Origin of the sequence: Vibrio sp. YMD68, from assembly GCF_029958905.1 — a bacterium.
Taxonomy (GTDB): domain Bacteria; phylum Pseudomonadota; class Gammaproteobacteria; order Enterobacterales; family Vibrionaceae; genus Vibrio.
The window spans coordinates 1,216,940-1,239,488 of the sequence record NZ_CP124614.1; the positions used below are offsets into that span (position 1 = coordinate 1,216,940).

Annotated in this window: 21 protein-coding genes; 19 read left to right on the top strand and 2 right to left on the bottom strand. The window is 42.9% G+C overall.

Annotated elements, in window-relative coordinates:
• The first annotated feature begins 42 nt into the window (after positions 1-42).
• The 12 genes from clpP (at position 43) to pyrF (ending at position 12,837) form a co-directional block, all read left to right on the top strand.
• Positions 43-669, top strand: a complete 627-nt coding sequence (gene clpP / locus QF117_RS11750) for an ATP-dependent Clp endopeptidase proteolytic subunit ClpP (RefSeq protein ID WP_017033954.1) — start codon at positions 43-45, stop codon at positions 667-669.
• Between the two features lie 81 nt (positions 670-750).
• Complete coding sequence (gene clpX, locus QF117_RS11755; protein WP_017033953.1) at positions 751-2,031, top strand: ATP-dependent protease ATP-binding subunit ClpX; 1,281 nt, start codon at positions 751-753, stop codon at positions 2,029-2,031.
• 135 nt (positions 2,032-2,166) lie between these two features.
• Entirely contained in the window at positions 2,167-4,527 is a 2,361-nt protein-coding gene (gene lon, locus QF117_RS11760) for an endopeptidase La (RefSeq protein ID WP_282389091.1), read from the top strand.
• Positions 4,528-4,708: 181 nt separating this feature from the next.
• Complete coding sequence (locus QF117_RS11765; protein WP_017033951.1) at positions 4,709-4,981, top strand: HU family DNA-binding protein; 273 nt, start codon at positions 4,709-4,711, stop codon at positions 4,979-4,981.
• A gap of 174 nt (positions 4,982-5,155) precedes the next feature.
• Entirely contained in the window at positions 5,156-7,012 is a 1,857-nt protein-coding gene (ppiD, locus tag QF117_RS11770) for a peptidylprolyl isomerase (protein WP_282389092.1), read from the top strand.
• Between the two features lie 135 nt (positions 7,013-7,147).
• On the top strand, positions 7,148-7,438 hold the full coding sequence (locus tag QF117_RS11775; RefSeq protein WP_282389093.1) for a helix-hairpin-helix domain-containing protein: 291 nt from the start codon (positions 7,148-7,150) through the stop codon (positions 7,436-7,438).
• Between the two features lie 163 nt (positions 7,439-7,601).
• Entirely contained in the window at positions 7,602-8,282 is a 681-nt protein-coding gene (gene cmk, locus QF117_RS11780) for a (d)CMP kinase (protein ID WP_282389094.1), read from the top strand.
• A 109-nt stretch (positions 8,283-8,391) separates the two neighbouring features.
• On the top strand, positions 8,392-10,062 hold the full coding sequence (rpsA, locus tag QF117_RS11785; RefSeq protein WP_282389095.1) for a 30S ribosomal protein S1: 1,671 nt from the start codon (positions 8,392-8,394) through the stop codon (positions 10,060-10,062).
• 121 nt (positions 10,063-10,183) lie between these two features.
• Positions 10,184-10,465 (top strand): integration host factor subunit beta, encoded by a 282-nt coding sequence (ihfB, locus tag QF117_RS11790; protein ID WP_282389096.1) that lies wholly within the window; start codon positions 10,184-10,186, stop codon positions 10,463-10,465.
• Between the two features lie 142 nt (positions 10,466-10,607).
• On the top strand, positions 10,608-10,883 hold the full coding sequence (locus QF117_RS11795) for a lipopolysaccharide assembly protein LapA domain-containing protein (RefSeq protein WP_282389097.1): 276 nt from the start codon (positions 10,608-10,610) through the stop codon (positions 10,881-10,883).
• Positions 10,884-10,901: 18 nt separating this feature from the next.
• Positions 10,902-12,071, top strand: coding sequence for a lipopolysaccharide assembly protein LapB (gene lapB, locus QF117_RS11800; protein WP_017033723.1), 1,170 nt, complete (start codon positions 10,902-10,904; stop codon positions 12,069-12,071).
• A 70-nt stretch (positions 12,072-12,141) separates the two neighbouring features.
• Complete coding sequence (pyrF, locus tag QF117_RS11805; protein ID WP_282389098.1) at positions 12,142-12,837, top strand: orotidine-5'-phosphate decarboxylase; 696 nt, start codon at positions 12,142-12,144, stop codon at positions 12,835-12,837.
• Between the two features lie 178 nt (positions 12,838-13,015).
• Here pyrF and QF117_RS11810 read toward each other — a convergent pair whose 3' ends face one another.
• Positions 13,016-13,780, bottom strand: coding sequence for a DNA repair protein (locus tag QF117_RS11810; protein ID WP_282389099.1), 765 nt, complete (start codon positions 13,778-13,780; stop codon positions 13,016-13,018).
• Between the two features lie 304 nt (positions 13,781-14,084).
• On the opposite strand from QF117_RS11810, the gene cysB reads away from it, so the two are divergent.
• From cysB to QF117_RS11840, 6 genes are all read left to right on the top strand, one after another.
• On the top strand, positions 14,085-15,059 hold the full coding sequence (gene cysB / locus QF117_RS11815; RefSeq protein WP_282389100.1) for an HTH-type transcriptional regulator CysB: 975 nt from the start codon (positions 14,085-14,087) through the stop codon (positions 15,057-15,059).
• Positions 15,060-15,113: 54 nt separating this feature from the next.
• Entirely contained in the window at positions 15,114-16,307 is a 1,194-nt protein-coding gene (locus QF117_RS11820) for a methyltransferase (RefSeq protein ID WP_282389101.1), read from the top strand.
• A 159-nt stretch (positions 16,308-16,466) separates the two neighbouring features.
• Entirely contained in the window at positions 16,467-17,432 is a 966-nt protein-coding gene (locus QF117_RS11825) for an ABC transporter substrate-binding protein (protein WP_282389102.1), read from the top strand.
• Positions 17,433-17,488: 56 nt separating this feature from the next.
• On the top strand, positions 17,489-18,463 hold the full coding sequence (locus QF117_RS11830; protein WP_282389103.1) for an ABC transporter permease: 975 nt from the start codon (positions 17,489-17,491) through the stop codon (positions 18,461-18,463).
• The gene (locus QF117_RS11835; protein ID WP_282389104.1) at positions 18,460-19,254 is read left to right on the top strand and encodes an ABC transporter ATP-binding protein; all 795 of its coding nucleotides are present in this window, start codon (positions 18,460-18,462) and stop codon (positions 19,252-19,254) included. Before QF117_RS11830 ends, QF117_RS11835 begins: the two co-directional genes overlap by 4 nt.
• A 100-nt stretch (positions 19,255-19,354) precedes the next feature.
• Entirely contained in the window at positions 19,355-20,815 is a 1,461-nt protein-coding gene (locus QF117_RS11840; RefSeq protein WP_282389105.1) for a GGDEF domain-containing protein, read from the top strand.
• 8 nt (positions 20,816-20,823) lie between these two features.
• On the opposite strand, the gene dusC is transcribed toward QF117_RS11840, so the two are convergent.
• A complete protein-coding gene (gene dusC, locus QF117_RS11845; protein ID WP_282389106.1) occupies positions 20,824-21,774 on the bottom strand; it encodes a tRNA dihydrouridine(16) synthase DusC in 951 nt (316 codons plus the stop codon).
• Between the two features lie 139 nt (positions 21,775-21,913).
• Here dusC and QF117_RS11850 point away from each other — a divergent pair, with 139 nt between their 5' ends.
• Positions 21,914-22,528: a YecA family protein gene (locus tag QF117_RS11850; RefSeq protein WP_282389107.1), complete on the top strand. Its 615-nt coding sequence runs from the start codon at positions 21,914-21,916 to the stop codon at positions 22,526-22,528.
• Positions 22,529-22,549: the final 21 nt, after the last annotated feature.

A 22,549-nucleotide genomic window follows, 5' to 3' on the forward strand; every position in this document is an offset into this window, starting at 1 on the left:
GATACTTATCATCCGGACCATTTATTTTAGGGACATAAGAATATGAGCTACCAAGAACAAAATGCAATGTCACCGATTCTAAGCGCTTTAGTGCCAATGGTTGTTGAACAAACTTCCCGTGGCGAGCGTTCTTATGATATTTATTCACGCTTACTAAAAGAACGTATTATCTTTTTGACGGGTCAAGTGGAAGACCAAATGGCAAACCTTGTGGTTGCTCAACTGTTGTTCCTTGAATCAGAAAACCCAGACAAAGATATCTTTCTCTATATTAACTCGCCAGGTGGCAGTGTGACTGCAGGTATGTCGATCTACGACACGATGCAGTACATTAAGCCAAACGTCAGCACCGTATGTATGGGACAAGCATGTTCTATGGGTGCGTTCTTACTGGCAGGCGGTGCGCCGGGTAAGCGTCATGTATTGCCTAACTCTCGTGTGATGATTCACCAGCCATTAGGCGGCTTCCAAGGCCAAGCGTCTGATATCCAAATTCATGCGCAAGAAATTCTAACAATTAAGCAAAAGTTAAATAAATTGCTCGCTGAACATACCGGTCAACCGCTAGAAGTGGTTGAACGTGACACTGATCGTGATAACTTCATGTCAGCGGATCAAGCAGTAGAATATGGCTTAGTTGATTCTGTATTGACACGAAATGCTGAGTGATTTAATCAAAATTGTTTCACGCATTTCGAGTAGATTTGATATACACTCAAACATAAAGAGTAAAGGCTAAGAGGTTAGCGAATGACAGATAAAAGCAAAGAGAGTGGTAGCAGTAAACTGCTTTACTGTTCTTTCTGTGGCAAAAGCCAGCACGAAGTTCGCAAGCTAATCGCAGGTCCTTCCGTTTACATCTGTGATGAATGTGTCGATTTATGTAACGACATTATTCGCGAAGAGATTAAGGATGTTCTTCCTAAGAAGCAATCTGAAGCGTTACCGACGCCTAGAGAGATTCGTGAACACCTTGATGATTATGTAATTGGCCAAGATTACGCGAAGAAAGTGCTAGCTGTGGCGGTATATAACCACTACAAGCGTCTACGTAACGGTGACACCACTAGCGAAGGTGTTGAGCTTGGTAAGAGTAATATCTTACTTATCGGCCCAACCGGTAGCGGTAAAACATTATTAGCAGAAACACTCGCTCGTTTCTTGGATGTGCCATTTACAATGGCAGATGCAACGACATTAACGGAAGCGGGTTATGTGGGTGAAGACGTAGAAAACATCATTCAAAAACTGCTGCAAAAATGTGATTATGATGTTGCTAAAGCGGAACGTGGTATCGTCTACATCGATGAAATTGATAAAATCTCTCGTAAAGCTGAGAACCCATCGATTACACGTGATGTTTCTGGTGAAGGCGTACAGCAAGCGTTGTTGAAGCTTGTTGAAGGTACCGTTGCTTCAGTACCACCTCAAGGTGGTCGTAAGCACCCACAACAAGAATTCCTACAAGTTGATACTTCTAAGATCCTATTTATCTGTGGCGGCGCGTTCGCTGGATTGGATAAGGTCATAGAGCAACGTGTTGAAACAGGCAGTGGTATTGGCTTTGGCGCAGATGTTCGCTCTAAAGATGAAACCAGAACCATCGGTGAGCTGTTTAAGAAAGTGGAACCAGAAGACTTGGTGAAGTACGGTTTGATTCCGGAATTTATCGGTCGACTTCCTGTCACAACAACACTGACAGAGCTAGATGAAGAAGCATTGATTCAAATTCTATGTGAGCCAAAGAATGCACTAACTAAGCAGTATGGTGCGCTATTTGACCTTGAAAATGTAGAATTAGAATTCCGAGAAGATGCGCTTCGAGCGATTGCTAAAAAAGCAATGAACCGCAAAACGGGTGCTCGTGGCTTGCGTTCAATTTTAGAGGGCGTACTTCTAGAAACGATGTACGAACTGCCTTCGGTGAGCGACGTAAGTAAAGTGGTTATTGACGAAACCGTGATTAATGGAGAGTCTGAACCGCTGTTGATTTACAGCAACACAGACAATCAAGCGGCGGGCGCAGACTAACCCAACTAGGCATTTGTTTTAAAAGGAGGTAATCAATTACCTCCTTTTTTTATTCTGTTATTGAAACCACACCATTAGCCCCCATATACTCATAAATAGTCATACGTTTAATGTTAAAGCGGAAGAGAGAATAATATGAACTTGGAGCGTTCCGAGCGTATCGAGATCCCCGTCCTACCTCTGCGAGATGTAGTTGTTTACCCTCACATGGTCATCCCGTTGTTTGTTGGTCGTGAAAAATCGATTAGTTGCTTAGAAGCGGCGATGGATAACAATAAACAAGTGTTATTGGTTGCCCAAAAACAAGCGGATACAGACGAACCAGAGTTAGAGGACTTGTTTACTGTTGGTACTGTTGCCACAATTTTGCAACTTCTCAAACTCCCTGATGGTACGGTAAAAGTCCTGGTTGAAGGCCAACAGCGCGCTAAAATAACTGAATTTAAAGAAAACGAATTCTTCCTTGCCGAGGCACAATTCCTAGAAACTCCGGATCTTGATGAGAAAGAGCAGGAAGTGGTTGTACGCAGTGCAATTAACCAATTTGAAGGATTCATCAAGCTGAATAAAAAAATCCCACCAGAAGTGCTCACTTCTTTAAATGGGATTGATGAAGCCGCTCGCCTGGCGGATACCATTGCCGCTCACATGCCATTAAAGCTTGATGATAAACAACAAGTTTTAGAGATTCTTGATGTGATTCAGCGTCTAGAATTCTTAATGGGCCAAATGGAATCAGAAATCGACATACTTCAAGTCGAGAAGCGTATTCGTGGTCGCGTTAAAAAACAGATGGAAAAGTCTCAGCGCGAGTACTATCTGAATGAGCAAATGAAAGCCATCCAAAAAGAATTGGGTGAAACAGAAGACGGTGTTGATGAATTCGAGGTTCTTAAAAAGAAAATCGAAGATTCAAAAATGCCGCAAGAAGCACGAGAAAAGACAGAACAAGAGCTGCAAAAGCTTAAGATGATGTCACCTATGTCTGCTGAAGCGACGGTTGTACGCAGCTATATTGATTGGATGGTCGGTGTGCCATGGACAAAGCGTTCAAAAGTTAAAAAGAACTTGGCGAAAGCCGAAGAAACACTGAATGAAGATCATTATGGTTTAGAGCGTGTTAAAGAACGTATTTTGGAATATTTAGCGGTTCAAAATCGCATCAACAAGCTAAAAGGGCCTATTCTTTGTCTTGTTGGGCCTCCTGGTGTAGGTAAAACGTCTTTAGGTCGTTCGATTGCATCTGCTACAGGGCGTAAATACACGCGTATGGCGCTTGGTGGTGTACGTGATGAAGCCGAGATTCGTGGTCACCGTCGAACGTATATTGGTTCATTACCGGGTAAACTCATCCAAAAAATGTCGAAAGTGGGCGTGAAAAACCCATTATTCCTATTAGATGAAATTGATAAAATGTCTTCAGACATGCGTGGTGATCCATCATCGGCCCTGTTAGAAGTATTGGACCCAGAGCAAAACAATGCCTTTAACGATCATTACCTAGAAGTCGACTATGACTTGTCGGATGTTATGTTCGTTGCTACTTCAAACTCAATGAATATTCCCGGCCCATTGCTCGACCGTATGGAAGTGATTCGCCTATCGGGTTACACCGAAGACGAAAAACTGAATATCGCTAAGCGACACTTGCTTGATAAACAGATACAGCGTAACGGTTTAAAACCAAAAGAGATTGTGATCGAAGACTCTGCAATCATCGGGATTATTCGTTACTACACGCGTGAAGCGGGTGTTCGTAGCCTCGAGAGAGAAATATCTAAGATTTGTCGAAAAGCGGTGAAGAACATCCTACTGGATAAAGATCTTAAGTCTGTTGTTGTTACCATGGACAATCTCAAAGACTACTTAGGCGTCCAGCGTTGTGATTTTGGCAAAGCCGATGATAGTAATCGTGTTGGTCAAGTCACTGGTTTGGCGTGGACTGAAGTGGGTGGTGATTTACTAACCATTGAAACGGAGTCTATGCCGGGTAAAGGTAAACTTACCCAAACTGGTTCGTTGGGCGATGTGATGCAAGAATCGATTCAGGCCGCGATGACTGTCGTTCGTGCCCGAGCCGAAAAGCTAGGCATCAATCCTGATTTCTATGAAAAGCGAGATATTCATGTACACGTGCCGGAAGGAGCCACCCCTAAAGATGGCCCTAGTGCTGGTATCGCAATGTGTACAGCTTTAGTGTCAAGTTTGACGGGCAACCCAGTTAAAGCCGAAGTGGCAATGACGGGCGAAATCACACTGCGTGGTGAAGTTTTACCGATCGGTGGTTTAAAAGAGAAACTTTTAGCCGCACACCGAGGTGGCATTACTACGGTATTGATTCCAAAAGATAATGAACGTGATTTGGAAGAGATTCCGGACAATGTTATTGCTGATCTCAAGGTGATTCCGGTTCAATGGATTGACGAAGTTCTAACCGTAGCCCTTGAAAGAGACCCTTCAGGGGTAACGTTGAACGCAGAAAAGAGTGATGTGTAGCAAAAATAAGTAAAAGAACACGCTGATTAGCTTAAAAATGCTTGTCAGCGTTTTTTTTGGGCGCTAACGTTATCCACTAAGGCTGAAGCCTGTTGTATCAAGGCTTAGGCTAAATTCAAAAACGTAAATGGAACGAAAGCTACCTACACAATAATAACAGGTAGCGCAAAGGGGAATCACAGTGAATAAGACACAATTAGTAGAAAATATTGCAGAGAAAGCGGACCTTTCAAAAGCTTCGGCAGGCCGTGCATTAGATGCATTTATTGAAGCAGTAGGCGGTACTCTACAATCTGGTGACCAGGTTGCACTAGTCGGCTTTGGTACTTTCAGCGTTCGCACTCGTGCAGCACGCACTGGACGTAACCCTAAAACGGGTGAAGAAATTCAAATTGCAGAAGCAAAAGTACCAGCATTCAAAGCGGGTAAAGCACTAAAAGATGCTTGTAACTAAGTTATTGTTAGCTTAGCTTTTGCAAAGTTAGCTTCTGAAAATTTCAGCAGTCGCTTTCAAAGAATATGATATTTATGCGCATCCTACTGATGCGCATTTCTTTTTCTGGTATCATCACGCAAATAATTTTTTACTTCGAAGTATTACGCTTCGTCTTTAGAGAGCAATTAAATTATGATGGAACGGTTTCGCGAAGGCGTGAATGGCCCTTTTGTTAAAATAGTCCTTGGGCTAATTATCCTTTCATTTGTTTTTGCTGGTGTAGGTAGCTATATCATCGGCGGAAATGCAAACTCAGCAGCAAAAGTAGGTAACGCGGAGATCACGCGAGGTGATTTTGAACAAGCGTATCAAAATGAGCGTAATCGCATGCAATCACAGCTTGGTGATTACTTCTCAAACATGCTAGCTGACCCTGCCTATGTAGAATCTTTTCGTAAATCAGTGTTAGACCGAATGGTCAATGACTTATTGCTTGAGCAGCATGCTGAATCTCTTGGATTGCGCGTTAGCGATGCACAAATTAGAACGATGATTTTGGAAATGCCGCAGTTTCAAAGTAATGGTCAGTTTGATCAAGATATCTATCAGACAGGTTTACGACGTGCTGGTTTCTCAGCGGAGAGCTTCGCTCAATACTTACGCCGAGACTTAACTCGCAATCAATTACTCACCGCGCTTCAAAACAGTGACTTTTCACTCAATGGTGAAGTCAACGCGCAAAGTGAATTGATCATGCAGACCAGAGACATTAGAACTATCACGCTCTCTGTTGCTGATCTGGCGCGTAATATTGAACTGACCGACGCGGAAGTTGAAACTTTCTACGAAGAGAATTCTGTTCGTTATACTCGCCCAGAACAAGTTAAAGTAGGCTACGTAGAATTGTCTGCACAGCAGCTAAAACAAAGTATTGAAGTCTCAGAGCAAGATCTTAAACAGTACTACCAGGAGCACCTAGATAAGTACTCTACTGAAGAGCAGCGTAAGGTGAGTCATATCTTGGTTCAAGGTGACTTAGAAGCGGCTGAGAAGATACTTGCTGATCTAAAGTCCGGTGCTGATTTTGCAACGCTGGCTGAAGAGTTGTCACAGGATATCGGCAGTGCGGAAGAAGGTGGTTCGTTAGGTTGGATTGAACGTGACGTGATGGACCCATCATTTGAAACGGCCGCTTTTGATCTTGCTAATGTTGGTGATATCTCAGAGGTAGTGACATCTAATTTTGGTTACCACATCATTAAGCTTGATGAGCTGAAAGATTCGGTTTCTGAGCCATTTGATGCGGTGAAAGACGAAATTTCGGCCGACCTTGTTGATCAAAAAGCAGTAGACGCTTTTTACGAATTACAAAGCGAGTTTGAGCGAATCGCGTTTGAATATCCAGATTCGTTAGACGATGCCGCCGCCACCGTTAGCCAGCCAATACAGGTGACCGACTTCATTTCTGCACAAGATGCACCAGAAATTCTGCGTTCGTCAGCAGTAATGCAAGCCATTCTGAGTCCTGAAGTGATGGAAGATGGTCTAAACTCTGAGGTTATCGAAGTGTCGCCAGAGCATGTTATTGTTGTTCGTGTCGATGATAGTCGTGAAGAAACGGTTTTACCGCTGAATGAAGTACGTGATCAAGTTGAAGCTCAACTACGCCAAGTGAAGGGAGAGCAGGTGGCTATTGAACGGGCTGGTAACGTTCTTGATGCATTATCTGCCGGTGATGAAAGCCAGTTGTCTGAGTACGATTTACAGTTCTCTGAATCAATAAGCATTGATCGCAGAGCCCCACTTGCTGAAACCGTTTTTTCTATGGCTAAACCCGTGGATGGGCAGGCAGTGTATGCCCAAGCGAAAGATTTTGAAGGTAATATCGTTATCGTTGCTCTTGATAAGGTGGATGTAAACGTCGATACGCAATTTGCTTCGCAAGTCGATGCTCAACTCGTACAATTGAGTAATCAACAAGATCTTTCGGGTATCTTGAGTATCTTGAGAGAGAACACGGATATCGATTATTTCATAGTGAGTCAGTAGCTGCTTTCGATGTAATTGATAATGTTATAAAAACGGGTCGCTAATGCGGCCCGTTTGTTTTTGTGGTGTCGCCTGGGTATTGGAGTCATTGACTAGATAGGATGATGTTGTTCAACCAACATAGGAAACACAATCATGTTTATAAAATCCATTATTTTATCCATACTACTTGCCGTATTTCCATTTACCCACGCAGTTGCTTCTGATTCCTCAAAATACGAAGGTATTGAAGTCACCGTCAATATTAATCAAGCCCCGGCAGAAGAGCTGGCGACGTTACTTATCGGCGTAGGTTTAAAGAAAGCGCAAGCCATTGTTGATTACCGTTCAGAATATGGCGAGTTCAAAGCGATTGATGATCTCGTTAAGGTAAAAGGAATTGGGGCTTCAATTTTGGATAAAAACCGAACACGTATCTTATTATAAATTTTTGCCTACGTTTGGAAAGCGCACCAAGCGTCGCCGCTTTCCTCATTTTCTTCTCGAAAAGTCTAATCGTAACTAGAACCAAAGTGGTAATAGCATTATAATTTTTCGTCATAAAAAGCGACGTTCAAATTGCTTACGATAAACTAACGTGGAGTAAAACATGCCTCTTGAAACACCAGTGATCACCGTCGACGGTCCAAGTGGAGCCGGAAAAGGTACCCTTTGTATGTTATTAGCTGACAAATTAGGTTACCAACTGCTCGACTCTGGTGCTATTTATCGTGTGCTAGCTCTGGCTGCGATTCATCACGGCTTGGATACTGAGTCAGAAGATGTTCTGGTTCCCCTTGCTACACATCTGGATGTTCAATTTATTGCTGAAGGTGAGCTGGTTAAGGTTATTTTAGAAGGCGAAGACGTCTCACATGAACTTCGTAAAGAAGAGACCGGCATGGCGGCTTCAAAAGTGGCGGCGTTACCGCGAGTACGTGAAGCTTTGTTGAGACGCCAGCGAGCGTTTGCTGAAGGCAATGGCTTAGTGGCTGATGGTCGAGATATGGGCACCGTTGTTTTCCCAAGTGCTACCGCCAAAATATTTCTCGATGCGAGTGCCCACGAGAGAGCGAATAGACGCCTTAAACAGTTGCAAGATAAAGGTTTAGATGTTAAGTTTGGCGACCTTTTAAGCGAGATTCAAGAACGTGACGACAGAGACCGCAACCGTGCTGTTGCTCCTTTACGTCCGGCTGAAGACGCGCTATTGCTTGACTCGACCTCGATGAATATTGACGAAGTCGTAGAAACAGCAATGAAATATATAGAATCTAAATTGGCTGAGTAGTCTATACTCAGTCAGCTGAGAACGTTGGTCGCAAGGATGATGACTGGCGAATTTATCAACCCCATGCGGTAGGATACCCATGGACGTTTAATTAATTGAAGATTAAATAATGACTGAATCTTTTGCTCAACTCTTTGAAGAGTTTCTATCTGAAACTGAATTCCAACAAGGCAGCATCGTTAAAGGTACTGTAGTAGCTATCGAGAACGGTTTCGTTCTTGTTGACGCTGGTCTTAAGTCTGAATCTGCTATCCCTGCTGAACAGTTCAAGAACGCTGCTGGCGAACTTGAAGTTGAAGTCGGTGCTGAAGTAGACGTTGCTCTAGACGCTGTTGAAGATGGTTTCGGTGAAACTCAACTTTCTCGCGAGAAAGCTAAGCGTCACGAAGCTTGGATCGTTCTTGAGAAAGCTTACGAAGAAGCTGAAACTGTTGTTGGTATCATCAACGGTAAAGTTAAAGGCGGTTTCACTGTTGAACTAAACGGTATCCGTGCTTTCCTTCCTGGCTCTCTTGTAGACGTACGTCCTATCCGTGACACTGCTCACCTAGAACACAAAGAGCTAGAGTTCAAAGTTATTAAACTTGACCAGAAGCGCAACAACGTTGTTGTTTCTCGCCGTGCTGTTATCGAATCTGAAAACAGTGTTGAGCGTGATGAGCTTCTTGAAACTCTACAAGAAGGTTCTGAAGTTAAAGGTATCGTTAAGAACCTTACTGACTACGGTGCTTTCGTTGATCTTGGCGGTGTTGACGGTCTTCTACATATCACAGATATGGCTTGGAAACGTGTTAAGCACCCATCAGAGATCGTTAACGTAGGTGACGAGATCCAAGTTAAAGTTCTTAAGTTTGACCGTGAGCGCACTCGTGTATCACTAGGTCTTAAGCAACTTGGCGAAGATCCATGGGTAGCAATTGCTAAGCGTTACCCAGAAGGTCACAAGCTTTCTGGTCGTGTTACTAACCTAACTGACTACGGCTGCTTCGTTGAAATCGAAGAAGGCGTTGAAGGTCTAGTACACGTTTCTGAAATGGATTGGACTAACAAGAACATCCACCCATCTAAAGTTGTTAATGTTGGCGACGAAGTTGAGGTTATGGTTCTTGAGATTGACGAAGAACGTCGTCGTATCTCTCTAGGTCTGAAACAGTGTAAAGCTAACCCATGGCAGTCATTCGCTGAAGCGCAAGCTAAAGGCGATAAAGTGACTGGTAAGATCAAGTCTATCACTGACTTCGGTATCTTTATCGGTCTTGACGGCGGCATCGATGGTCTAGTACACCTATCTGACATTTCTTGGAACGCAACTGGCGAAGACGCTGTTCGTGAATACAAGAAAGGCGATGAAATCTCTGCAGTAGTTCTAGCAGTAGATGCAGAACGTGAGCGTATTTCTCTTGGCGTTAAGCAAATGGAAAATGACCCGTTCAATGCATATGTTGCTGATACTAAGAAAGGCACTCTAGTAAACGGTACTGTAACTGCAGTTGACGCTAAAGGCGCGACTGTTGAGCTTGTAGATGGCGTAGAAGGTTACATCCGCGCTTCTGAAGTTTCACGTGACCGTATCGAAGATGCATCTCTAATCCTAAGCGTTGGTGACAGCGTTGAAACTAAGTTCACTGGTGTAGACCGTAAGAACCGCGTAATCAACCTATCTATCAAAGCTAAAGATGAAGCTGAAGAGCAAGAAGCAATGGCTTCACTGAACAAGTCTGAAGACGGCGGGTTCGGTAATGCTATGGCTGACGCATTCAAAGCTGCGAAAGGCGAATAATAGCTTCTCGTTAAGAGAACAATCGCTATATAGCTAAGAAAGGAGCCGAAAGGTTCCTTTTTTTTTGCTAATTTTTTCGATAGGTCTATAATTTCTAAAAAGAATGCCAACGAGGAATATTATGACTAAGTCAGAATTGATAGAAAGACTCTGTTCTGAGCAAACACATTTGTCTGCGAAAGAAATAGAAGATGCTGTAAAAGATATACTAGAACATATGGCTACAACTCTAGAAAGTGGCGATAGAATTGAGATCCGTGGTTTTGGTAGCTTCTCCTTACATTACAGAGAGCCTCGCGTAGGTCGTAATCCAAAGACTGGCGATAAAGTAGAATTAGAGGGTAAATTTGTTCCTCACTTTAAACCAGGTAAAGAATTACGTGAGCGCGTTAACTTATCTTAATCAGTAAATTATAGTTTTGTTAAGAAACGGCCAGCTTCCCAGTTAGCCGTTTTTTTATAGGCAGAATGTTCATAATAGGCGTGGTTTGTAAGCCAATTTTCCTGCATAATCGTACCTGCTATAAATATTAGGGTAATGGATTATGAAAATAATAAAAATCGTTGTAGTACTTGCTCTGTTCCTTATTGCTTTAGCTTTAGGATCCCAAAACCAAGCTGTGGTTACTTTTAATTACCTTTTAGCACAAGGTGATTTTCACTTATCGACATTGCTCGGTAGTGTCTTCGTTGCTGGATTCTCCTTAGCTTGGTTGATATTTGGCACTCTTCACTTTAAATCTCAGCTTCAGGTTCGTAAGTTGAATAAGAAGCTTAAAAAATCAACGGTTGAAACTCCACCTATTCAGTCAAAAGTATAAAACGGTAGACTTTCCTAGATGTTAGAAATCCTTTTCTTGCTATTACCAATTGCCGCTGCCTACGGGTGGTATATGGGTAATCGTAGCGCACAGCAAGAAAAACAGAAGCACTCTAACCAGATTTCTCGCCAATATGTCACAGGCCTAAATTTACTTTTATCTGACCAATCAGATAAAGCGGTCGATCATTTTATCGAGCTGCTGCAAGTCGACGACAATACTATTGATACGCACCTCGCACTTGGTAATTTGTTTCGTTCAAGAGGGGAGGTGGACCGCGCTATTCGGATTCACCAAAATCTTATCTCCCGCTCTGGCCTAACGATAGATCAGAAGAATATCGCTCTTCAGCAGCTTGCTAAAGACTATATGGTGTCTGGTTTTTTAGATCGAGCGGAAAAGATTTTTGAGCAACTGACAGAAGAGCCTGATCATAGAGAAGCCGCACTTCAACAGTTGGTCGCGATCTACCAGCAAACGAGAGAGTGGGCAAAGGCGATTCATCTCGCAGGCTTATTGGTCAAACTGGGTAAGCCGAGAATACATAAGTCCATTGCTCATTTTTGGTGTGAGTTAGCAATCCAAGAGAAGCAAGATGGCAACGTGGGTAAGTCCATTCAATATTATCATAAGGCTTTAATCGAAGACCCAAAGTGTGTTAGAGCAAGTATTTTACTGGGTAAGCAGTATTTAGAGTCGGAAGAATACCAGAAAACAGTTGAGCACTTAGAGAATGTGCTCGATCAGGACAGTGATTTCGTGAGCGAGGCCTTACCAATATTAGCTGACTGCTACTATCATCTTGGCAATGAAAATGGACTGGTAGAGTTTTTGAGGCGCTGTATTTCAAAAAAATCAGGTGTGTCTGCTGAATTGATGTTAGCTCAATTGGTTGCCAAGCATGAAGGCACAGCTTCCGCTCAAGATCTTCTGACTCGTCAGCTGCTAAAAAATCCGACGATGAAAGGTTTTTATCGTTTAATGGATTACCATTTAGCGAATGCCGAGGAAGGGAGAGCCAAGGAAAGCCTTAGCACGTTACAGAAATTGGTGGGTGAGCAGTTAAAGTTAAAACCTCATTATCGATGCCGGAAGTGCGGTTTTTCAACACACTCAATGCATTGGCATTGCCCTTCATGTAAAGGCTGGGGAGTGATCAAACCGATTAGAGGTTTAGACGGAGAATAGTATATGCAGCTTTTTTTGGGCTGCATTTTTTTAGTTTTAATTTATACATTGTGAATTGTTAGGAGAAGAAATGAACGACCAACAAGTGATCGTTGCGCTTGATTATGACAAGCAAACAGATGCGTTAGCCTTTGTCGATAGAATTGATCCAGCATCTTGTCGCCTTAAAGTAGGCAAAGAAATGTTCACTTTATTTGGCCCAGATTTTGTGCGCGAGTTGCATAAACGTGGCTTCTCTGTATTTTTGGATTTGAAGTTCCACGACATCCCCAACACCTGTTCGAAAGCAGTAAGAGCTGCGGCTGAATTGGGCGTTTGGATGGTCAATGTTCATGCGAGCGGCGGTGAGAGAATGATGACAGCCTCGCGCGAAATCCTAGAACCTTACGGTAAAGATCGTCCATTACTGATTGGTGTAACCGTTTTGACCAGCATGGAGCAAGCTGATTTATCCGGAATCGGTTTAAATATAACGCCACAAGAGCAGGTTATTCGATTAGCTACACTAACGAAGAATTCGGGGCTCGACGGTGTGGTATGTTCAGCTCAAGAGGCATCTTTGCTGAAAGAAGAGCTTGGTCAGTCCTTTAAGTTAGTGACACCAGGTATTAGGCCTGTAGGAGCCTCTGTAGGTGACCAGAAGCGAATTATGACACCTGTCGATGCCACTAAGGCTGGTTCAGATTATCTTGTTATTGGTAGACCGATTACCCAAGCGCCGGACCCTGCACTCGTGCTGACTGAAATTAACAAAACTCTAATGTAAGTTGTAGAGTGTGTTATCGAGATGACAATCAGGCTGCATAATGCGGCCTTTTTACTGTATAAAAACACCATGTACAAAAAAGTCGCATTATAATGCGACTTTTTTAAATTTACTTAGAAATGTAATTGCTGTAAACCTGCTTGCTTTGAACGTACTTACTATGAACGAAATAGCTTGATTACCATTTTTTCTTCTGGCCAAACAGAGCTTCCATATCGTCTTCTTTTTCTCTTTCTTCGATACCTTGTAAATCTTCAGCATTTTTGTTTTGTCGCTTCTGCTCGAGATCGTTAAACATACCTTCGAGTTTTTCTCTAGCTTGGTTTGAGTAGGCATCATTTTTCGAGCTTAAGGCGTCAATCCCTTTTTTCAAGAGTTGCAGTGCTGTTCCTGGCTGGCCACGAACTATCGAGTCGTTAGCTCGTTTAATAACATTCTCGATATTAATTCTGACTTGAATGGTTTCTAGCCGTGCATTCTCTGCAACAAAAGCTTGCGTTTCAAAACGCCCTTTGTTGTGTTCACTACGCACGGTATCTCGTAATCTTTTCACTAACTTCAGCATGACAATGGCTTGTTTGTCACTGCTTGGCACCTTAAACGTTGTGCTGTCACCACCTTGATAATTGTCTTTCAATTGAGTGATTTGCTGCTTCATGTTTTCAAGTCTTTGAGCAAGCTGCTTATTTTTAGGATCCAACTCGAACATGTTTTGAAGTGAGTCAAGAATTCGATTGTTCAAGCAGACCAAAAGGTCTTTACTGAAAGGTATATGGTGTGCATTACCAATGAGATCTTCCGTCGCATCAATGATCGCAATATAACGAGCCGATTCTTGTTTCTTGGCTGTTTCTACTTTGACTTTGTATTGCAACATGATGTTATAACCAAGAACCAATACCAATAAGACAGCCACGAGAGCAATAATTAATCCAATATTCATAAATTCCATATCTTTGTGTTTTGGATGGTTAGCTTTTTAGGATACACCATCTGGATAACATTCGGCACCACTATGTCGAGCTTTTTATTATCACTGTTTGTAGTTTTATTATTAACCAAAAGTTTGAATTAGCACAGTAATATGAGTGTTAGCCTGCAAAAATCATTATTGTGCAATGTAGCAGGGGAACCAATAGTATCCATGCTTCAATTTTTCTATCAATTATACGTCATTAACGTTATAACTAATAATTATAAACTATTACTGCCCACTGTGCCGTCGGCAAGGATTTCGAGGACATAAAATGAAACTACAACAGCTAAAATATATTGTTGAAGTTGTAAATCATAACTTAAATGTATCTGCGACAGCAGAAAGTTTGTATACGTCACAACCTGGTATTAGTAAGCAAGTACGTTTACTTGAAGATGAACTAGGTATTGAAATATTTGAACGCAGTGGGAAGCATTTAACACAAGTAACACCAGCTGGTATCGACATCATCCGTATTTCTCAAGAAATCTTATCACGGGTAGAAAGTATAAAAGCGGTAGCCGGTGAGCATACGCATCCTGAGAAAGGCACATTAAACATCTCGACAACCCATACGCAAGCTCGCTATGCGTTGCCGGAAGTGATTAAAGGGTTTACCACACGTTATCCTAAAGTTTCTTTGCATATGCACCAAGGGACTCCGAGCCAAATGTCGGAAGCCATTGCGAAAGGAACCGCTAATTTCGCCATAGCAACCGAAGCACTGCACTTATATCAAGATGCAATTATGCTTCCTTGTTACCATTGGAACCGTTCTATTGTTGTTACAAAAGATCACCCTCTGGCATCAAAGAAGAACGTCACGATTCACGATTTAGCTAAGTATTCCTTAGTAACCTATGTTTTTGGTTTTACTGGTCGTTCTGAGTTGGATACGGCCTTTAATGCTGAAGGGTTGACCCCTAAAGTCGTCTTTACTGCAACCGATGCAGATGTGATTAAAACGTACGTCAGAATGGGCGTTGGAGTCGGGGTCATTGCTAGCATGGCCATTGATCAAAACACTGACGGTGATTTAGTTGCAATAGATGCCAGCCATATCTTTGGTGCCAGTACAACCAGTATCGGTTTTCGTCGAGGAACGTTTTTGCGTACTTATATGTATGACTTTATGGAAAGGTTCGCACCTCACTTAACTCGCCCTGTTGTAGAGCGTGCGATATCACTTAAATCAAATACAGAAATAGAAGAAATGTTTAAAGATATTGACCTCCCGGTTCGTTAATTTCTTTCTAATAGATAGACTTCCCCTTACACTGTATTGAGATAAGAGGAAGTCATGAACAACACCTTTCACATACTTGACCAGTTTCTATGTTCGAATGAACATTTTTGGCGATTTGAACCTTTTCACAAAAGCTTTGATGGGCAGTACCCTTGGTGCGAATCTCATCTTGCCCTGTCTGCTTGGCTAGATAGCCTCACCATTGAGCAGATAGAGCACTTTAAGCTTTCACCAAACAGTCTAGCTGAGCAGCTTTATTCTTATTTTCCAGCATTAAGGGAGGTGAATCAACGTATTGACTTACCTTTCAAAAGCGAGCAGGCAATAGCGGTAGAGCCTCATTTATATAGCGGCATTCCAGGTAGGAAACTGAATCAAATACTGTCAATGGGGGATGCGGCGGCGAAATTACACAAAGGCAGTGAGTGGTTAGAGTGGTGCTCAGGTAAAGGTTATTTAGGACGGATTTTGGCCTCGACAACAGGGGAGCAAGTCACCAGTTTTGAATTTCAACAGTCACTCTGTGTCGCAGGGCAGGCATGTGCTGATCATTTAGAACTGCCTATGACATTTGTTCAAGGCGATGCGTTAACCGATGAGCCTTTGGCTTATATGAATACCGGTCAACATGCTGTTGCTCTCCATGCTTGTGGGGATTTACACGTTAGCCTTCTTAGTAAAGCAGCAGCAATGAATTTGCCAGCCGTGACGATTTCTCCCTGTTGCTATCACTTAATCGGATCAGATCGATATCAGCCAATGTCACAGTTGGCACAATCCTCTTCATTGGCGCTTAATCAGCAAGAATTACGCATCCCTTTGCTTGAGACGGTGACGGGCGGAGAAAGAGTTAAGCGGCATCGCTTTCTCGAAATGTCTTACCGTTTGGGCTTTGATTTGATGTTACGTGAACACAAGCTGACAGATACTTACCTAGCAATACCAAGTGTTAAAAAATCACAACTCTCACTAGGCTTTGAAGCATTTTGTTGTTGGGCTGCGAGTCAAAAGAGCATTGAACTGCCTAATGTTGATTTCAATCGTTTCTTGGAGCTCGGAATACAACGTTTCTGGCGAATGGAGCGTTTGAGTTTGGTTCAACAAGTGTTTCGGCGTCCATTAGAGTTATGGCTTGTGCTAGATAAAGCCCTATTTCTAGAACAGCATGGCTATCAGGTAGCGCTCTCTCAATTTTGTTCACGCGAAACAACCCCTAGGAATATCCTACTTCATGCCTATCGAGACTAATCTGTCTTTATGTCTCTTTTTTGTTGATTTATTGTTAATGCGTTCTTCCCTTTGTTTTCAGTAACTGGTACTAATATTGAGTGTGTACGATAAATGCACAACAACAATAATAACCAAACACAACATTCACTACTAAGTTGCTTAAATCAAGGAGTTAAGATGAAGGCAAGTAAAATTTTAGCGACGGCTATCATTGCAAGTACAGCGTTACTTTCATCAGCCAGTATCATGGCAAAAACAGCTAAAGTCGCCGTATCACAGATTGTCGAACACCCTGCATTAGATGCTACCCGCCAAGGATTATTAGATGGCTTAAAAGCAAAAGGCTATGAAGAAGGAAAAAATTTAGAGTTTGATTATAAAACCGCGCAAGGTAATCCAGCTATAGCCGTGCAAATAGCAAGGCAGTTTATCGGCGAAAATCCGGATGTCTTAGTCGGTATTGCCACACCTACCGCTCAAGCGTTGGTCGCTGCGACGCGAAATATTCCTATCGTATTTACGGCAGTTACTGACCCTGTTGGTGCGAAGTTGGTTAAAACGCTTGAAAAACCGGGGAAAAATGTCACTGGCCTTTCTGACCTATCACCGATTAATCAACATGTAGAGCTGATCAAAGAAATCTTACCTGAAGCAAAATCCATCGGCGTTGTTTATAACCCTGGTGAAGCGAACGCGGTAACGTTAGTTGAGTTACTTAAAGAGAGCGCGAAAGCACAAGGGCTAGAGGTGATTGAGGCGACTGCGCTAAAAAGTGCTGATGTTCAGTCGGCGACACAAGCGATCGCTGCAAAATCCGATGTTCTTTATGCACCAACAGATAATACCGTTGCAAGTGCTATTGAAGGGATGATTCTTGCTGCCAATCAAGCAAAAACACCAGTATTAGGTGGAGCGACTTCTTACGTAGAGAAAGGTGCAATAGCAAGCTTGGGCTTTGATTACTATCAAGTAGGTTACCAAACTGCGGATTACGTGGTCGCAATTTTGGAAGGAAATAAGCCAGGTGATCTTGATGTGAAAATAGCAAAAGGCTCCGATTTGGTCGTGAATCCTGCAGCAGCCAAAAAAATCGGCATTGTGATTCCACAGTCAGTACTTGACCGCGCAACAAGCGTAAAATAACTTTGTGATACAGCCAGTAATCGGATTACTGGCTTAGCAGTACAAAGGGAGTTGTTATGTCTGCTTTTGCTTTTTTTGGAGCCCTAGAAATCGGGCTTCTGTACGGTCTTGTGGCGTTAGGTGTTTACCTAACGTTCAGAGTTCTTGATTTCCCAGACCTTAGTGTCGATGGCAGTTTCCCTATGGGAGCCGCAGTTGCAGCGACGGCTATCGTTGCTGGAATAAACCCTTGGCTTGCCACCGCAATGGCGATTATCGCTGGTGCAGCAACAGGGTGGGTCACCGCCTTTCTCGCTGTTAGATGCGGTATTCTCCATTTACTTGCTTCCATCTTGACGATGATTGCTGCCTTTTCGATTAACATTCGAATCATGGGCCGCCCTAACATGTCTTTACTGGGAGAAGATACCATTCTCACGCCGTTTGAAGCGCTTGGCGATTCACTCTACATCCGCCCATTAGTTGTTGGTTTGCTTGTTCTCATATCCGCTTGGGGAGTGGTAAGGCTATTAAACAGTGATTTTGGCCTTGGGTTGAGAGCCACGGGGGTTAACTCGCGAATGGTCTCAGCACAGGGCGGTAGCACATCCTTTTACACCTATTTCGGGTTGGCTTTGTCCAACGGCTTTGTTGGCTTCTCTGGCGCTTTGTTTGCTCAGACGAATAGCTTTGCCGATGTTACTTCGGGTGTTGGTACTATCGTAGTTGGTTTAGCTGCCGTTATTTTGGGGCAGACTTTAATTCCTGGGCGAAAGATTTGGGTCGCCGTGATAGCCGTCATTGTCGGCTCGGTGTTATATCGTTTGGCTGTTGCCTTTGCGTTAAGCAGTGGGATGTTTGGATTGCAGGCTTCGGATCTGAACCTAGTAACGGCTGTTCTTGTTGCCATAGCCCTTATTGCTCCTAAAATAAAAGGGAACATGAAGTCAAAAAAGCCGAGTAAACCTGCAGAGAGTCAGGTGAGCACGAATTCTAAAGTTAATCCGAAGCAAAACTCTCAAACGGACAGTGAGTCAGGAGAAGCAGTATGATTCGGTTAGAAGACATTCAAGTGACATTTAACCCAGGAACAATATTAGAAAACCGAGCACTGAGAGGCGTTACGTTAGAGGTTCCTGAACACCAATTTTTAACGGTTATTGGTTCTAATGGTGCAGGGAAGTCAACCTTACTCGGTGCGGTGACTGGCGAGACACCTATGGTTGGTGGCCGAGTCATTATAGATGAGCTTGATGTGACGAAAAAAACGGTGGATCAAAGAGCAAAGCAATGTGCTCGTGTATTCCAAGATCCACTTGCGGGGACGTGTGCTGATTTGACCATTGAAGAAAATATGGCACTGGCGTATATGCGCGGTAAGAGACGAGGATGGAATTTGTCGCTGTCTTCGAACCGGCGAAAGCTTTTTCAAGAGCGCATTAGCATTCTTGGGCTTGGCCTTGAAGATCGCTTGAGTGACCATATTGGGTTGTTGTCTGGCGGGCAACGTCAGGCGGTGAGCTTGGTTATGGCAACACTATCAGACAGTAAGTTGCTACTGTTAGATGAGCATACCGCAGCACTGGATCCTCGCATGGCGGCTTTTGTCATCGATTTAACGAAAACCATTGTTCGAGAGTTTAATCTGACCGTGATGATGGTGACTCATTCGATGAAAGATGCCTTAGCCTGTGGGGATCGAACTGTTATGCTGCATCAAGGTGAAATAGTATTGGATGTTTCAGGTGAACAGCGTGCCAATATGAAAGTACCTGATTTACTTGAAATGTTTAGTAAAGTTCGTGGTGAGGAGCTCGCCGATGACAGCTTATTGTTGAACTAATGCTTGATTCGTTACTCTGATAAAACACGACAATATGATGAGCCCATTATCGAGACAGTTCTCAATGGGCTCTTTTTCTTTACATGTAATGAGCGATTCAATGAAGTCAAATCGACATTTTAGTTTAAAGTTTGCGATTTTAATGCCTCTGGTGGTATCGGTAGTATTGATGAGCTTAGTGGTTAAGAGCCATTACGATTTGGTGAACAATAATATTTCGTCTGAATACGAACGTCTTAAAAGCGCGATGTTGCGTTCAACAAAAGTACTATCCGCCCTTGACTACAACTTTACGAATTACTTTCAAACGGGGGGGCTCATACTGCTTGAACACAATAAGCAGGTTATTGATGATTTATGTCAGATCTGGCCGATAGAGTCGTTGCTCCGTGCCCAGGGTAAGTCTCACACTATGTCTGCGGTTGACATCACCTATATGTTGGTGGGTGATAAATCGATTTGTAATGCAGAGAGTGAATTATACGAACGTATTTCTACCCAAGTTTCTCTGGCTCCTGCCCTTTCGTTCATGCATGATCTTGATGATTTTATATTAGGCATCCATTATTTTGATAAAGAAGGTTACGTTTTCTCTTCCCCTGATACCATGGCTCGAAACGTCACCAAAGAGTTCTTGGGTACGCTGCAAACTCGCCCCTATTGGATAGAAACGGCAAAGAATAAAGATAAGATCACCGTATTAGGCCCCCTTAACTCAGTTATTTTAAATAAACATGTTATGGCTTTCACGATTCCAGTGCATTCAGAGCAAGTATTCGAGGGCATTATTTCCTTGGACATTGATGTAGACCTACTGCTTGATACTGGAGACAAACTTATTGGTGAAATCCGAATATTCAACACCGACCTAAATAGCGTCCCCAATCATGCATTCAGATTACGGAGTATCGAATACGAAGGTATTGTCTTTAACCACGTCATTTTTTACGATTCTAACCTCATCGATGAAGCTAAATTTTTTATAGATCAAGAAAAATTCAGTTTGCTGGTGATTTTGCTGACTCACATATTTTTAGTTCTGACATTACTTTACGTAAACATTAATGTAGAGCGCACTCATTTTAAGGATCTAGCAGAGCGTGATCCTATGACGGGTTTACTGAATCGCCGTGGGTTTGATGTTTTTTTGAGCCGAAGAAGGACTGAAAGAATGTTTGCGTTGGCTATTTTCGATATTGATGATTTTAAGTTAGTGAACGATAGGTATGGCCATGACGTAGGAGATAACGTTATCTGTTATATGGCGACCCAGTTAGACAAAAATACACGAAGCAATGACGCTGCTGCTCGTTTTGGTGGCGAAGAGTTTGTGGTTTATATCGAAGGAAACGATGAAACACAACTGAAGAAGGCCTTGGACAGAGTCACCTTGGCAATTACCCAACACTCAAAACAAGCCGTTGAAACCGGCTTCACGGTGTCAGGTGGGGTTGAAATAGTCAAGCCCAGTTTCAATGTCGATTTTTCTCAGCTGATCAAAAATGCCGATGAAAAGCTCTATCAAGCGAAAACATCAGGGAAGAATCAACTTGTTTATTAGGGTGTTTATTAGAGAATTTGTTGGGCTTGGTATAATTTGATATGTTCGACAATCGGTTGTGCTGTTTTGAACGTTCTTATCTCGCGAAACAGATCATTGGCCTGAGGGTATTGTTGCTTTAAATAAGCAAACCATTGCTTGACCCTATTCGGGTAGTACATTCCCTTATCTCCGGCCATTTCATATTTTGAATAGGCCAGTAAGAGTTCAACCACATCAGCCCATGGCATTGGTTTGTGATTGTGTTTAACCACATTACCAAGATTAGGAACATTAAATGCGCCCCGGCAGACCATCAAAGAATCGATTCCGGTTGTTTCGATACAGCGTTGGCCGTCTTCGTAGTTCCAAATTTCTCCGTTTGCAATCAAAGGAATTGAAGAACTCTTACGGATTTCGTTTATGTAATCCCACTTGATTTCACTGGCTTTGTAGCCGCCTGATTTGGTTCTAGCGTGAACCGTTAATTCGTTGGCGCCCGCTTTTTCAATCTCTTCCACTATCTTGAAACAATCATCGGGATTTTCCCAACCAAGGCGGATCTTCGCTGAAACGGGAATATGGTCTGAAACCGCTTCTCGACAAGCCTGAACTACATCATGGATTAATTCTGGGTGTTGCAGCAATGCCGCGCCGCCTCTGCTTTTATTGACCAGTCGGGCAGGGCAACCAAAATTCAAATCAATCCCTTTGGCTCCTAATTTTTCAGCTTGAATCGCATTTTTTGCCATCCATTTAGGGTGTTGACCTAATAGCTGAATATGAACAGGGACACCAGATTTGGTTTGAGAGTCTGTCAGCAGTTCAGGGCATAGACGATGGAATACATGCTCAGGAAGCTCTTGATCACTAACACGAACAAATTCAGTGACACAAAGGTCATAATCATTGATATCGGTGAGGATTTCTCGCATTAAGTGGTCTAAAACGCCCTCCATAGGGCCTAGAATGACACGCATGTATGTATCGCCTTTTTGCGGTAGTGATCGGTAGAAGAGTATTTTGGCAGCGAGATTGTAGAGGCTCACGATAAGATTGTCACTAACACCTTGCTTCAGGCTATAATAATTGCTGTTTTTCTTTAGATTTTAAAATGACATGACTTATCAGCTTATCAACCTAGATACTTTAACGAGCGATGTTTCATCCGAAACTATCGAAGGCGCTATTTTGGCGGCCAATTTTGCCGTTAAGCCAATTGCCCCAGAGGCATGGGTAGACCGAATTTTTTCAGATGCATCGCCACGTCACATAAGCCTGGTAACGGAACAGATTCATGCGCAGTTTAATCGATTGCAACGAAATGAATATGAAGTATCGGCATTACTCGAGGTTGAACATACTCAAGATAAGCTGATTGAATTTGCCAGTGGCTTTATGACCGTGTGGGCCGTTGTTGAACCTCAATGGCAGGAAATACAGCTTAACGATGGTTCGATGCGTATGCTTCAAGCCTTGTTGACGCTATTTATGCTGTCAATTGACGAAGAGCAGACACAACAGCAAATGAAAAATGCTGGTATTGAAACACCCCCGACATTATCAGATTTTATTGGTCAGCTTGACCTGATGGTGAGTGAAGTCGCACTCGCGGCTGATGAAGCTATGGTCGGAGGCAAAAGCCAGAGTATTAATCCCTATAAAGACATTGGCCGCAATGATCCTTGCCCGTGTTCTAGCGGCAAAAAATTCAAACAATGCTGTGGTCAATAGAGCTTTAAATACATGAAACGG